Origin of the sequence: Parabacteroides sp. AF17-3 (genome assembly GCF_003635445.1) — a bacterium.
GTDB classification, from domain to species: domain Bacteria; phylum Bacteroidota; class Bacteroidia; order Bacteroidales; family Tannerellaceae; genus Parabacteroides; species Parabacteroides goldsteinii.
Genome location: NZ_QTMM01000004.1, coordinates 112,870 through 126,015, shown reverse-complemented (window position 1 = coordinate 126,015; position 13,146 = coordinate 112,870). Strand labels below are relative to the sequence as shown.

The following is a 13,146-nucleotide window of genomic DNA, read 5'->3' as shown; positions in this document are numbered from 1 at the left end:
ATTTGACAAAGATAAGATATTAGTTCTGAATTATATTTACATTTGTGGGCAAAACAGAGATACGCGTATGATATTTTACTTTTCAGGTACCGGAAACTCCCGTTGGGTGGCGAATGCTTTGAGTATCGCGTTGGGAGAACCTGTCGTTTCGATAGCGGAGGAGTTAAAAACCAATAAAAAGGAAATTGTCTGTCCGCTCAGGGAAGATGAGAAAGTGCTGTTTGTCTATCCCGTACATTCGTGGGGACCGGCTGTCCCTGTTACCCGTTTTATCTCGAAACTGAAGCTGACCGGCTACGATAAGCAACCCGTATATTCCGTTTCCACCTGTGGCGACGAATGCGGTTATACCGCTGACAGGGTGCAGAAAGCCTTGTCTAAACGAGGGATAACGCTTATGGCCGGTTACTCGGTCATTATGCCGAATAACTATATCCTCCTGCCTGGTTTTGACGTAGACAGCAAGGAAGTCGAAAGACAGAAACTGGAAGATGCGCCCGCCGCCGTCGCTGCTATCGCTGCTGCTATCCGCGAAAGTAAAAACGTTAATTTATACAATAAAGGAAGTCTGCCGGGACTCAAAAGCTACTGGATATATCCTCTTTTTGCTAATTTTGCCATAGGGAAGAACTCCTTTCGGGTAACGGATGCCTGCATCTCATGCGGTTTGTGTGAGAAAGTTTGTCCGACCGGGACCATAACGTTGTCCGAAGGAAAGCCTGTCTGGTCGGATACCTGTGTGCAATGTGTTGCCTGCATTCACCGTTGTCCGGTACGTGCCATAGAATATGGCAAGATTACCCTGAAGAAAGGAAGGTATCATCATCCCGATGTTAAATAAGTTGCGCCTGTCAACTATAAAAACAAGTAAAGCAAAATGAAACAACTAGTAATGATGGTTATGGCTGTGTTCCTGTTGGCAAGTTGCCAGGAAACGCCTAAAGGTTATGTGATAAACGGAGTCGTGGAGAATATGCCTGACGGTAAGATTTACCTGAAAACGTTCCGTAATAAAATGTTCTTCGATGTGGATACCGCCGATATTAAGGATGGTAAATTCACATTCAAGGGAGAAGTGAGCCAGCCCCTGCTGTATGGCCTGGCTACCGAGGATATGAATTATCCGGTACAACTCTTTGTTGAGAATACGAATATGGACGTGACGCTCGGAAATGACGGCGAGACTATTATCGTTCAGAACTCTCCGGTCAATACGATTTTCCAGGAAAACCAGAGTAAGGTCTTTGAGAAAGGTTTCGATATAGATAGCCTGATAAGCAAGTACCCGGATTCGCCGGCTGCGGCTTTCTACCTGTATCGTTATTTTACCTATCAGCTTCCGTTGGACCAGTTGAAGGCGACCCGTGCCAAGATAGCTCCGACGCTGGCCGACTGTCCTTATGTAAAAGACCTGGATGGCATCATCGGCCAGTTGGAAAATGTGCAGATTGGCAAGACGGCTCCCGAATTTTCTTTGCCGGATACAGCCGGTGTGGCTGTCTCTCTGTCCGATTTCCGTGGTAAATATGTATTACTTGATTTCTGGGCTTCCTGGTGTCCTCCCTGCCGTCGTGAGAATCCGAATGTAGTGAAGGCTTTCCAGGATTACAAGGATAAGAACTTTACGATTATCGGTATCTCCCTGGATAACAACAAAGACAAATGGTTGAAGGCCATCGCCGATGACAACCTGACCTGGACACACGTCTCCGATTTGAAGTATTGGGATTCGGAGATACCTGCCTTGTATGGTGTCCGCGGCATTCCGGCAAACGTATTGCTCAATCCTGACGGTGTAATCATCGCCAAGAATATCACTGGCGAAGATTTGCCTAATACATTAAAAGAAGTAATCAAATAAGCATGAAGCGCAATCTGCTTATTTCTTTTTTCTGTCTTCTCTGCCTGTGGGTTTCTGCGGCGGAGAAGACTGACTTTGATAAGGCCGTCCGCTCTGCCGTCGAACGGCAGATGCAGGGGTATCCGAAATCAACGTTGAAAGATTTGTACAAGAACTTTTTCCAGGATAAGTTCGGTCCGGGGCATATCGTTAGCGACACAACAGCCGCCGGTAATTATCTTCGCCGCGAAATGGTTTCCTATACGGAAACAGAAGGGGAGATTGCAGAGCCGACCGGTTGGGAGGGTAATTTCTACCGGGTAAACTTATCGGTGATAAAGAACGGACAGATTCCTTACCAGATCTTTTTTGATGCTTTTATCCGTAGTGTGAACGGCATCCGTCCGGTTACCGTAGCCGAATGGCAAAAAGAATGGAACCGGATTGAGGGGATTATCCGTTCGATGAACCTATCCTTGCCGGACTATGAGAATGACAGGAAAGAGATTGACGACCGCCTGGAACGCGGCGAATATGTCGGCCATCACAGTAAAGCGTTTGAAGACAGTTACTCTCCGCATTACCGTATCATCAGTAAAGAAATTTTTGAACAAGAATTACAACCTTTAATACAATTGTCATCCAACTAGTTACAACAAACTATAAACCCTTCTTGTTCTATTATTGAAGAATAATATTGAAGAAGAAGGAGATGAGAATTGCAATCAGCGGTAATTCAGGTTTTATAGGACAGCATCTGACAGAGTTTTTATCTGCCGGCGGAGATGTCGTTGTCCCTTTGAAACATGCGATGTTCCGTTCGAGGTCGGACGAAAAGCTGAAACAGGCATTGACCGGATGTGATGTTGTAATCAATCTGGCCGGAGCTACGATAAACCAGCGTTGGACAAGGAAAGCCAAACGTAAAATAATGAACAGCCGTATTTATACTACCAGGCGGCTGGTATCTATCATCAATGAAATGGAGGTGAAGCCGAAAGTATTTATCTCCGCATCAGCCGTCGGCATTTATCCGGATAGCGGTATTTATTCGGAAAGCAGCACGTCTGTGGGAACGGGTTTCCTGTCTGATGTCTGTATCCGTTGGGAAGATGAGGCGCAGAAATTGTCGAGAGACATCCGGTTGGTAGTAGTCCGTTTTGGGGTTGTATTGTCAAAGGATGGAGGGGCATTGCCTAAGATGTTGCTGCCATTCCGCTTTTTTGTCGGAGGAAAGATTGCTTCCGGCAAACAGGGATTCTCCTGGATACATATAGAAGATGTGCTGCATGCCATGCAGTTTATTATCGAACATAAGGATTTATCGGGAGTTGTCAACCTGGTTGCTCCCCAACCACTGACGAACCGGGCTTTTACAAAGGTGGTTGCCGAAGTGATGCACCGCCCGGCATGGTTACCCCTTCCCCGGAGAGTATTCAGGTATCTTTATGGAGAAGGAGAAGAATTAATCACCAAAGGACAACAGGCTTATCCGGCGCGGTTACTTTCAGCAGGGTATGTTTTCCGTTATTCGGATATACGGCTGGCGTTACTTAGTTTCATGATGTAGTAGGCACGGAAAGATTACTTCTTTCATCTATTATAAAGAAGTAAAGGATAAACTATTACATATCTCCTTAACTTTTATCTCTAAAGTCCTGACTCAGTAAAATTATCCTGTACACCCTGGTGGATTAGGGTGTACACCTTAGTCGAACAACCTGTACACCGTAATCGGCTATCCTGTACAGGGTAGTAATACTTACTAACGACTCATGCATTAGTTAGCAGTGACTTTGGTGATAATAAGTAGTAACCTCTGAGATAATATTCTGTGACAATTTCTCTAAGCTGATACAAATATAATACGTAATGTTTTACAAAAACATCTGCCATCTGTCACTATCTCAGATATATTATTAATTACCAATGAATTAGTGGTTGCAGATGCAGTGTGTTTATCTGCCACTGTATCTGCCATCTGTCACCTGCATATATAGTAAACGCTTCAGAATAATATCAATTAAAGAGTGGTAGATGGCAGATGTGGTTGCAGATAAAATCAGGCATCTGTCACCATCTATGTGGCATATATACAGTGTGTTATATGGATTGGTTGCAGATGGCAGATAAATATATAAAACTTTGTGTAGTATCTTTCTATTCTGTTTATTTACCTGTTCGCGGAATTAATTTGTTTCAGTTATTATCAGATATGAGCTATCCTGTCCCCGTGCTTGACACGGGGCCGCAAGAGAACTGGCGGTATCAAAAGATATTATAGGATACGGTCTGTGCCTTTGCGATCCCGTGTCAAGCACGGGAACGGGATAACTCAATTATTTCTAAATTAGTTATACCGAATTCACATAATATAAAAAGGGAACCCTGAATGTACAGAGTCCCCTTTCTATCTTATGATTGCTTTATTTATTTGTAGCTATAGCCCGCTTTCTTTTGTGCGCTGCTGGCATTTTCTGCCGGGATTAAAGTGAAGCCCCACTTGTATTCCTTGTCAGCAGGTAATGTATATTCAGGTTCAGGACGTGAATACCAACTGTCGTAACCGGCCAGTCCCTGTTGTTTCAGGTCAACACATACTTCAACGAAGTTACGCGGGGTAATATCATTGATGTGTGTCTGGCGAGGTTTATCGTACGGACCGATGTTCGGACGGTTGTTGATTTCTTCCTGTGTGAAGTTGTTCCACTGGTACGGACGGTTGGTTGTCTTACCAGCATCGAAATCTTCCACGGAGTTACGCATGGCGTTGAATTCCATATCATCGTCAGCAACGATTAACAGGTTCTTGCCTTTACCGCCTAATGCGAGCCAGCGGGTATCGCAGTGGTGGCCGTTTTCCTGTGGACGAACATAGGGGAAGTATTGCTCTTCTGCCGTGCTCTTGTATTGCCCGATCATGTAACCGGCTTTACGGTCCCAATAATTTTCTACTGGTCCGCGACCGAAGTATTCCAGCTGGTCCATAGTTACCGGCAGACGGAAACGTACGCCGATACGGGGAACGACCATTTTGTCACGGTCGCTGACTTTGTCACGTCCGGGTGAGAACGTAGCTGTTGCAGTCGCTTCGGAGATTCCAATCTTTACGCCATCCAGATGAGCCGGGGTGAAGTGGGTAGCCACATTCATTACACCGTCGGGATAAATCTTATAAGTGATAAGGAATTCGTTACCGGCCGGTAATTTATATTCCACATTTACGATGGCATTTCCGTCGACGATTTCGGCAGCAGCCTTAGTCACGTTGAAGTTACGGCTTGACAGTTCCCATATTTCCAAACGTTTCGGGTTACCGCTTCCGTAGTCGTTGTCGTTAGGAGCACGCCAGAAGTTCGGCTGGATACCGAAACCTTCGTTGAAATATTCCGTGCCGCCCACCTTATAGGAACTAACAACGCCTGACTTCTTGTCGAACACGAAGTTTACCTTGGAAGAAGTTACTTTCACGTTATCACCTTCTTCTGATACGGCCAGTTTAGGACCACCTGCCTTATAAGCAACTTTATCGGCTTCTATCGGTAAGCGGAACTGGTCCTGGGCGATTTCGTAACCGGCAGGAATTACACCTTCCTGTTTATTAGAAGTAACAACGAAATTAACCAGATAATCGACGCCGGCCTGTGGTTTCAGACCTGCTACGGGAACAGTGATTTCCTGTGAAGCCTGCGGAGCCAGGTCAAGTGAAACTTTATCGCTCTTGATTACCTTGTTGTTCGCTTTTACAGTATATGTAATCGTATAATCCTTCAGGTTGGTGAAGTAGAAGCGGTTCGTGATTTTAAACACACCGTTAGCTACATCCACGGCATCGAAACCAACGTTCTGATGTGTAAATTTCACCTCTTTCATGGCCGGATGCGGAGTGCGGTCCGGATTTACGATACCGTTGCAAAGGAAATTACCGTCGCTAGGCATATTAACGCCGAAGTCGCCACCGTATGCATAATAGTCTTTGCCGTTTTCATCCTTAACAAGAAGTCCCTGGTCTACCCAGTCCCAAATCCAACCACCCTGGAGGTTCGGATATTTGTAGATAGCTTTCCACTGTCCCCAAAGGTTACCGGTCGAGTTACCCATGGCATGGGCATATTCGGAAGGAGCTATCGGACGGTCGCTACCTTCTTTTCCGATTTCTTCCAGCCATCCTGCACTCGGATACTGCGGTACATACATGTCGGTATTCCATTCCCAAAGAGCACGTTCGTAGTTGACCGGACGGTTCATTGCTCCTTTTTCCTTATTCTTTACATATAAATAAGTCTGGTAGAAGTTGTATCCGTTACCGGCTTCGTTACCCAAAGACCAGATAGTTACTGACGGATAGTTCTTGTTACGTTCGTACATATTCATCGTACGGTCCATGTGCGGCAGCAACCATTCCGGATTGTTACCCAGCGAACCGCCTTTGCTCAGGCTGTAATACATACCGTGCGATTCCACGTTGGCTTCATCGTAGACATATAATCCGTATTCGTCGCAGAGTTCATAGAACCGACGGTCCTGCGGATAGTGGCACAAACGTACAGAGTTGATGTTGTTTTTCTTCATCAGTTCGAAGTCTTTACGCATCAGTTCTTCTGTCATATAGTGGCCTGTCAGTGGGTTATGTTCGTGGATATTCACCCCTTTGAACTTAATCGGCTGTCCGTTGAACAACAGTACGGTGTAAGGCTTTCCGTTACCGGCAATCTGGTCGATCGGTTTGATTTCGATGCGGCGGAAACCAACGTTCGAAGGAATGACTTCCGTTACTTTGCCGTCTTCCTTTACCGTCATCAACAGTTTATAAAGATTCGGATGTTCTGCACTCCAGGTGGCGACATCGTTCAACTCTTTTTCAAAAGAAGCTGTCTTGATACTGTTGGCTCCGACCCATAACTTGTTGTCGGCGGTTGCAACAGTCTGTCCTTTTGCATCCAGCAGTTCGTAAGATACAGTGATGTCTTTTGCTGCTTTCGTATGGTTTTTGATGTCTACGGCCAGGTTGAAGATACCGTTTTTATAAGTATCGTCCAGGGTAGAGATTACGCGGAAATCGTTTACTGCAATCTTGGGTTGTGACCACAGGAATACATCACGTTCGATACCGCTGATGCGCCAGAAGTCCTGGCATTCCAGATATGAACCGGTGCTCCATCTGAATATCTTCAGAGTAAGAACATTCTTTCCCGGTTGCAGATAGTCGTTGATCAGGAACTCTGCCGGATTTTTAGAATCTTCGCTGTAACCGACTTCCTTGCCGTTCACATAAACGTAAAGACCTGATTTGGCACCTGCAATATGTAGATACACATCACGTCCGTCCCAGTTTGCCGGGATTTCGAAGTCACGACGGTAAACGCCTACCGGAGTTGTTTCCGGCAATAGCGGAGGCTGCGGGTTACGGGGTTTGAACTCGTAGCCATGGTTTGTATAGATGGCTGTACCATGTCCCTGAAGTTCCCAGTTGCCCGGCACGGTAATATCATCCCAGGAAGAAGTGCTTGTTGAAGGATCTGTGATATTTGCCGGAAGATCTTTGTAGGAGTCTACAAAATAGAATTTCCAGGTTCCGTTCAGTAATGAATAGTAGGGACTCTTTTCAAAACGTGAAGTAAGGGCTGTCGAACGGTCGCCGTACGTCATAAATGAGCTGCGTGGCAGTTCTTTGTTTACGGCAACGACTTGAACGTCCTGCCAGTAAGGCTTCGTGTCCTGGGATGCAGTCGCATTATCAGCCAATGCAGTACCCAAAAGGAAGCAACCGAATGCTCCGGTGAGCATTGCTTTCTTAACCAAGTGTTTCATTTGTATTTATTTAGGTTGGTAGTATCTGATAAAAAATAGGAGGCTGGTAAGGTTATATACATACCAATTACCAGTCTCCCATTTTTAAAGTTGTTTTTTATTTAGCAGCGTAAAAAGAATAACCTTCAGCTACTTGACGGAATGCTAGAACACCTGCCTGATTCAATTCTACGTTCATTTCTTTACCATCCGGCAAATACATGACAACTTCGTCGTTTTCAGTAAACTTTAACAGCTTGGTTGCTTCGCCGTCGGCTTCAACACTCCAGCTCTTGTCTGCTTCGTTGAATACGAGATCGATGGCTTTTTCTTCGCCTTCTTTTTGGATGTGGTATCCGTCTTTTTTGGTTTCAACAGTGTATACACCGTCTTTTCCGTTGATTGTCTTTACGGTTCCTGCATCTGCTACAGGGTTGCTTCCGCTCCAAAATTCGATAGAGTTCAGCACCAGTACATCAGCGAGCGCTGAAATTTCATAAACAGGGACAATCCAGAAAGCGATAAATACCAGTTCGTTAACGAACTTGCTGTCGATATTGCTGTTCCAACTCAGAAGTTTGTTTGTCAAGCCGAATGATCCGATGCAAGACGAAAATAGAACACTGCTGGCTAAGGTAGTAGCCACTAATAATGTTAAACTTTTTTTCCTCATGAATTATAAATTGTTAGTAGTTAATTTGGGGACGAAGATAACAATTATTTTCTATCCCAACTTACTGTTTCTTTATTATTTCGAGTTTGCCTGATCAGTTCGTTCCCGATTTTTACAGGTGTTGTGAGTAATTCCGGCAAGTTGAATGTCTGGGTAAAGTAGAAATAAAAATCCGGGTCTTTTTGGGGTAGAACGAAAGGTTTGCCGGCTGTACCTTTTTGTCTGTCGAATTTAGCGATGTAAGGATGTGCCCATAATCCGTCCTGCCGTTTACTGCTGAAGACGAACCATTCTCCGGTTGAAGACCAAGTGTGAAAACTTTCGACATCGTTGCTGTTAACCTCTTCCATATTACGTATCTCGTTTGTTTCCATATTTAGTAGGTATAGTTCGCTTTCAGGATGCCAGATAGAGAAATTACCATAATCCGAACAGGTGAACATCAGGTATTTTCCGTCTGGCGATATCCGGGGAAAGGAGACGCTTTTTCCTTTTTGGGAAGCTTCGTAGATACATACCGGTGTTCCGAAACATTCTTTTCCGGCATCAAATGCTATTTTGAATAGGTCATAATGTATGCTGTCCAAAGGCGTTTTTTCATTGATTGCTTTGCTCCGGCAGAAGTAGAGCATTGTTCCGTCTGGACTCCAGGTAGGGAAAGTTTCCATCCATTCCTTTCCATAAATGGCGGGTGAGGATATTAGACGGTTTGTTTTCGTGTCCAATAAGAGCAGGTCGGATTCTGAATCGGATACTTCGACGGCTTTCGGGCCTGTCGAATGGAAATATTGTTGAATTTCATTAACTGAAAAAGCCAGATACCGTCCTTCCGGATGCCAGGCGGCATATGCTCCTCCGTTTTTCATCTCCAGAGATTTGACATCCAGCCTGTTGATTTTTCCCTGCCTGTAAACTAAAGTTCCTCCAACCTTTCCCCGTATATGTATCATCATAGTTTCCGGTGAATTTTTACAGAAGGTATGACAATTCAGGCAGTCTTTTTCAATGGATTGGTTTTCTATCAGCGGTATTTCCCGATAAGAGGTGAGGTCGCGCTGATAAATGCCCATTTGGTTCCATAATTCATATCCTGGATAGATTAGCCGGTAAACCAGATAGGGGTCTATAGGCGATTCGGAAATATAATTTGTTATATCGGGAAATTGTATCCATTTTCCGTTTTGGCGTACAAAGATGCGGATATAGAATGTCTCACCGGCTGTCTCTTTCAAAAGTTTACTCCAATTGTTTTCTGTGATGTTGACTGATGATTGTCTTGTTTTAGAAGTGAAGAATATCTTTTTTGAGTTACCTATTTCCGTGTAGAATTCATCCCCTTCTTCCATGATCCGAAAGTTGGGCGGAGCAATGTTGGAAGGAAATGTGACTCCTGTATAGTCCGGAAAAATAGTGAGCGGTTTATCGCTTTGCCCATCCGGAGTTATATGTGTTTGCCGGCATGCACACAACAAGGCCAGTATTGCCAGACAGGGCAGTATGCAGGAATGTATAAAAGATATAGAAGAAGTATGATTCATAAATTCTTATTTATCAATGATTTTATTACCGTAAGGACTCAGGAAGTGAAGGTAATACCAAAAGGTGTCCCCGAATTGTTCCTTGAGTTTTTTTAGTTCTTTGTGTTGATAGAGGATATAATAATTCCGAAACCTTTCTTCCGTTTCTTGGCTGATTGTGAAACCGAGTGCCTGGAATGTTTCATCATCTACTCCCAGTTTATAGGAATAGAGTGCTTCTTCGTATAGTCGGGGCAAGGAGGGGTAGGCGAAATTCCGGATTCTTCCTAAATTCTCGGCAAACCGTGTGATTTGGTTGCTAAGAATCAAATTGCTCATCAGGTACTCGAAGGCCATACGATTGGTAGAATCTCGGTCACATAAATAACTTAATTCCGGACCTAGATTCAGTATATTTGCAAAGCGTATCTTTTCGTTTGGGGCATACGGAAGAGCATTCGGCAGCGGATTTTGCTTTTCCCGTATCATTTTTTCATATTTCTCCGCTTCTTTTTGATAGAAAAGCGTTTGTTTCAAAATGTTGATAAAGCGTAATGCAATAGGGTAACGTCGGTTCGCTATATTATACCGAATCAGGTTGATGGCGATTGGCGCTGTTTCTCCATATACAACCATTGCTTCGAATGCCCAGCGGTGAGCTTCGTTTATATAGCCCAGTTGTTCGTAAATATAATGTCCGTACCGGCTTCTCCTGGCTTCGCCTGTCCAGGGGAGGTACAGAGAGGCGACTCCTTTACTTTGGGGATATTTCAAGAGGTCGTAGGGCATACGTCCGGTATGAAAAAGAGCCATATTACGGAAATACTCCATCAGTTGGTTGTTACCGCGGAGTTTACCGGAGCAGATTAGCACTTTGTCCCATTCTTTATTTATTACATAAGTCTCGGCCTCAAGCAGTAACCGTTCTTTCATATTATAATGAATAACAAAAGAATAAAATGTACTTCCGGTATATAAACAGAGACAGATGGCAGAACAGTAGAAATATCTTTTTTTATTGGTAAGATAAGGTGTTAAATACCGCGCAGATAATCCCGTGACGAAGAGGATGGAGACAGACAGGAGAGGGGATGAATATCCCAGACAGAACCCTGTTATTAATAAAAAAGGAATTAAGGTATAGCAGAAATATTTTTTTCCGGAAAAAGAAAGAAGATATAATATAAGAAAAGAGCAAAAGAGATTTGAAGCATGGTAAAAGTTGAAATCAACAGACTCGAATTGAATGAGCAGATGGAGTGGCATCAATAAAGCTATATGCAGCGGGTCTTCTTTACCGGTAAGTTTCCGGCAGGTTAAGTAGGGAAGCAGATAAAGAGAAGACAATAACAATGAAAAAATAAGTTTACCGGCAAGGGGAAAATAAAAGAATTGGGTGATGAAATTTGAGATATACCGACCTGCACCACCGATTTCATAAATATACTTTTCCAGATAAGGACGGCTGAACAGAAATAGTTCCTGCTGTTCATGATAAGATATGACGTAAGCCATACTGTCGGAAAATAGAAACAGAAACAGTCCGGTCAGGCATAGGAATGGAATCCAATAGGTGTTTTTCATATTTTATGTTTCAGGAAAAGAGGAAGATGTATCAAAGACAGTCAGAGACATTTGATACATCTTCCCTTTTAGAGTTTGTTATTCATAACCGGCGTTTTGAGTCAATGCCGGATTCAGATCGATTTCGGATTGTGGAACCGGATATACATAATTATGATCGGAATAACGGCTACCTGTCAGTTTTATGTTTTCTCCCTGATAGAGAATACACTTTTTACCTCCGTCTTCGGCAGGAGCATTCGGATCGTCAACTAATTTGTATTTTAATCCCAGGAATGGAGCATTCAGTACATCTTTGGCTATGCCCCAACGACGAATATCCCATTGGCGTTTACCTCCTTCCAGTGCAAATTCAACACGCCATTCGTTACGGATACGCTGGCGCAGTTCATCCTGTGTTCCGCAATAGGTCGGTTTGCTCGCATCGTTTTTTTGCAATTCGGGAATGCCGGCACGACGACGTACACGGTTTACCGCTTCGAATGCTGAATCGTCCAGACCTGCTATTTCATTTTGGGCTTCTGCATAAGTTAATAAGACTTCGGCAAAACGGATTACATGCCAATCTTTTCCCATATCCCATCCTGTGGATTGAGGGTCTATATTGGGATCTAACCATTTTTGTTGATAATAACCGGTGGCTGTGGCATCGCCATGTTGTGCGATACCGGTGTTTCCACTTGATTTTAATGGTGCTACTTTAATAGTCGTTCCATACATTTCTTCGCCGTCATGCAATACACAGACTTCCAGACGCGGATCGCGGTTGGTAAATGGATCTGTTTCATCATATAAAGAAGATTTGTTGATCGGAGCACCGTCGATACATTCGAATGCGTCTACCAGGCTTTGTGTCGGATTGATACCTCCCCAACCTTTAGTAGGAAAACATTCCCATCCGATGATGTAGTTTGTGTTATCGGGAGCATTGAACTGGCGGATCAAAATGGCTTCACTACAAGCTTCTTGGCTTTCCCAGAACAATTCGGCATAACGGCCTGTACCTTCAGCATCGAACAGTTCGTATTGATTTGAGTCGATAACAGCTTTGGCCGCTTTTGCCGCAACTTCCCAATCGGCATAATACAGGGCGGCACGTGCTTTCATTGCATAGGCGGCACCTTTTGTGATTCGTCCGTATTTGTCAGAGGGCCACTGTACCGGAAGTTTTTCGATGGCGTAATCGAAATCTTCCATGACTTTTTTGTATACTTCTTCACGGGGAGTACGAGTAATACCTTCCATCTCGTCTAATGCAAGGCTCTTTTCTATATAAGGAACATCCCCGAATTGTTGGATCAACTCAAAATATAGGTAAGCGCGTAAAAAACGTGCTTCACCGATAGTCGCTTCTTTATCTGCAACAGGATAGTCTTCTATCATATCGATTTTTTCGAGCAAGATGTTACAGGCCCGGATAGATGAATAACTTCCGCTCCATCCAAATCCGGCCGGGTCGTAAATTCCTTTCGACACATCACCTGCCGCCCATTTGATTCCGTGTACTGCATTATCGGAGTTGATATCTCCGTCTATGTCTCCATTTGCGCTACCGGGTAATATACCATATATGTCTGCTACAAACATTTCTGCATCGGCCGGTTTTGTCCAGAAGCTACCGTCAGACAACTCTTCTTTCGGGTAACGATCCAGAAAATCGCTGCACGAACAAAAACATAATAATAAGGCCGATATGGCAACTGATAATATATTCTTTTTCATATTTGTTTAGTCATGAGAAA

At 44.0% G+C, this 13,146-nt stretch carries 9 protein-coding genes; 4 read left to right on the top strand and 5 right to left on the bottom strand.

Going from position 1 to position 13,146, the window contains the following annotated elements; all coding sequences use genetic code 11:
- The first annotated feature begins 67 nt into the window (after positions 1-67).
- From DWW91_RS06495 to DWW91_RS06480, 4 genes are all read left to right on the top strand, one after another.
- Positions 68-841, top strand: a complete 774-nt coding sequence (locus tag DWW91_RS06495; RefSeq protein WP_010802453.1) for an EFR1 family ferrodoxin — start codon at positions 68-70, stop codon at positions 839-841.
- A gap of 36 nt (positions 842-877) precedes the next feature.
- Positions 878-1,861 (top strand): TlpA disulfide reductase family protein, encoded by a 984-nt coding sequence (locus DWW91_RS06490; RefSeq protein WP_046144993.1) that lies wholly within the window; start codon positions 878-880, stop codon positions 1,859-1,861.
- A gap of 2 nt (positions 1,862-1,863) precedes the next feature.
- A complete protein-coding gene (locus DWW91_RS06485) occupies positions 1,864-2,490 on the top strand; it encodes a hypothetical protein (RefSeq protein ID WP_122327276.1) in 627 nt (208 codons plus the stop codon).
- Between the two features lie 62 nt (positions 2,491-2,552).
- Positions 2,553-3,410 carry a TIGR01777 family oxidoreductase gene (locus DWW91_RS06480; RefSeq protein ID WP_046144992.1) on the top strand — a complete coding sequence of 286 codons (858 nt, stop codon included), beginning with the start codon at positions 2,553-2,555 and terminating at the stop codon, positions 3,408-3,410.
- 860 nt (positions 3,411-4,270) lie between these two features.
- Here DWW91_RS06480 and DWW91_RS06475 read toward each other — a convergent pair.
- The 5 genes from DWW91_RS06475 to DWW91_RS06455 form a co-directional block, all read right to left on the bottom strand.
- Positions 4,271-7,651 (bottom strand): glycoside hydrolase family 2 TIM barrel-domain containing protein, encoded by a 3,381-nt coding sequence (locus DWW91_RS06475; protein ID WP_122327275.1) that lies wholly within the window; start codon positions 7,649-7,651, stop codon positions 4,271-4,273.
- 97 nt (positions 7,652-7,748) lie between these two features.
- Complete coding sequence (locus DWW91_RS06470; RefSeq protein ID WP_007658855.1) at positions 7,749-8,303, bottom strand: DUF3332 domain-containing protein; 555 nt, start codon at positions 8,301-8,303, stop codon at positions 7,749-7,751.
- A 44-nt stretch (positions 8,304-8,347) separates the two neighbouring features.
- Entirely contained in the window at positions 8,348-9,841 is a 1,494-nt protein-coding gene (locus DWW91_RS06465; RefSeq protein ID WP_122327274.1) for a PD40 domain-containing protein, read from the bottom strand.
- Between the two features lie 6 nt (positions 9,842-9,847).
- Positions 9,848-11,404 carry a DUF6057 family protein gene (locus DWW91_RS06460; RefSeq protein WP_122327273.1) on the bottom strand — a complete coding sequence of 519 codons (1,557 nt, stop codon included), beginning with the start codon at positions 11,402-11,404 and terminating at the stop codon, positions 9,848-9,850.
- Positions 11,405-11,482: 78 nt separating this feature from the next.
- Positions 11,483-13,126 carry a RagB/SusD family nutrient uptake outer membrane protein gene (locus DWW91_RS06455; RefSeq protein WP_010802459.1) on the bottom strand — a complete coding sequence of 548 codons (1,644 nt, stop codon included), beginning with the start codon at positions 13,124-13,126 and terminating at the stop codon, positions 11,483-11,485.
- Positions 13,127-13,146: the final 20 nt, after the last annotated feature.

Coding starts and splice junctions, on each gene's coding strand:
- DWW91_RS06475 (WP_122327275.1), bottom strand. CDS start 7,651: ATGAAACACTTGGTTAAGAAAGCAATGCTCACCGGAGCATTCGGTTGC.
- DWW91_RS06455 (WP_010802459.1), bottom strand. CDS start 13,126: ATGAAAAAGAATATATTATCAGTTGCCATATCGGCCTTATTATTATGT.
- DWW91_RS06480 (WP_046144992.1), top strand. CDS start 2,553: ATGAGAATTGCAATCAGCGGTAATTCAGGTTTTATAGGACAGCATCTG.
- DWW91_RS06485 (WP_122327276.1), top strand. CDS start 1,864: ATGAAGCGCAATCTGCTTATTTCTTTTTTCTGTCTTCTCTGCCTGTGG.
- DWW91_RS06460 (WP_122327273.1), bottom strand. CDS start 11,404: ATGAAAAACACCTATTGGATTCCATTCCTATGCCTGACCGGACTGTTT.
- DWW91_RS06490 (WP_046144993.1), top strand. CDS start 878: ATGAAACAACTAGTAATGATGGTTATGGCTGTGTTCCTGTTGGCAAGT.
- DWW91_RS06470 (WP_007658855.1), bottom strand. CDS start 8,303: ATGAGGAAAAAAAGTTTAACATTATTAGTGGCTACTACCTTAGCCAGC.
- DWW91_RS06465 (WP_122327274.1), bottom strand. CDS start 9,841: ATGAATCATACTTCTTCTATATCTTTTATACATTCCTGCATACTGCCC.
- DWW91_RS06495 (WP_010802453.1), top strand. CDS start 68: ATGATATTTTACTTTTCAGGTACCGGAAACTCCCGTTGGGTGGCGAAT.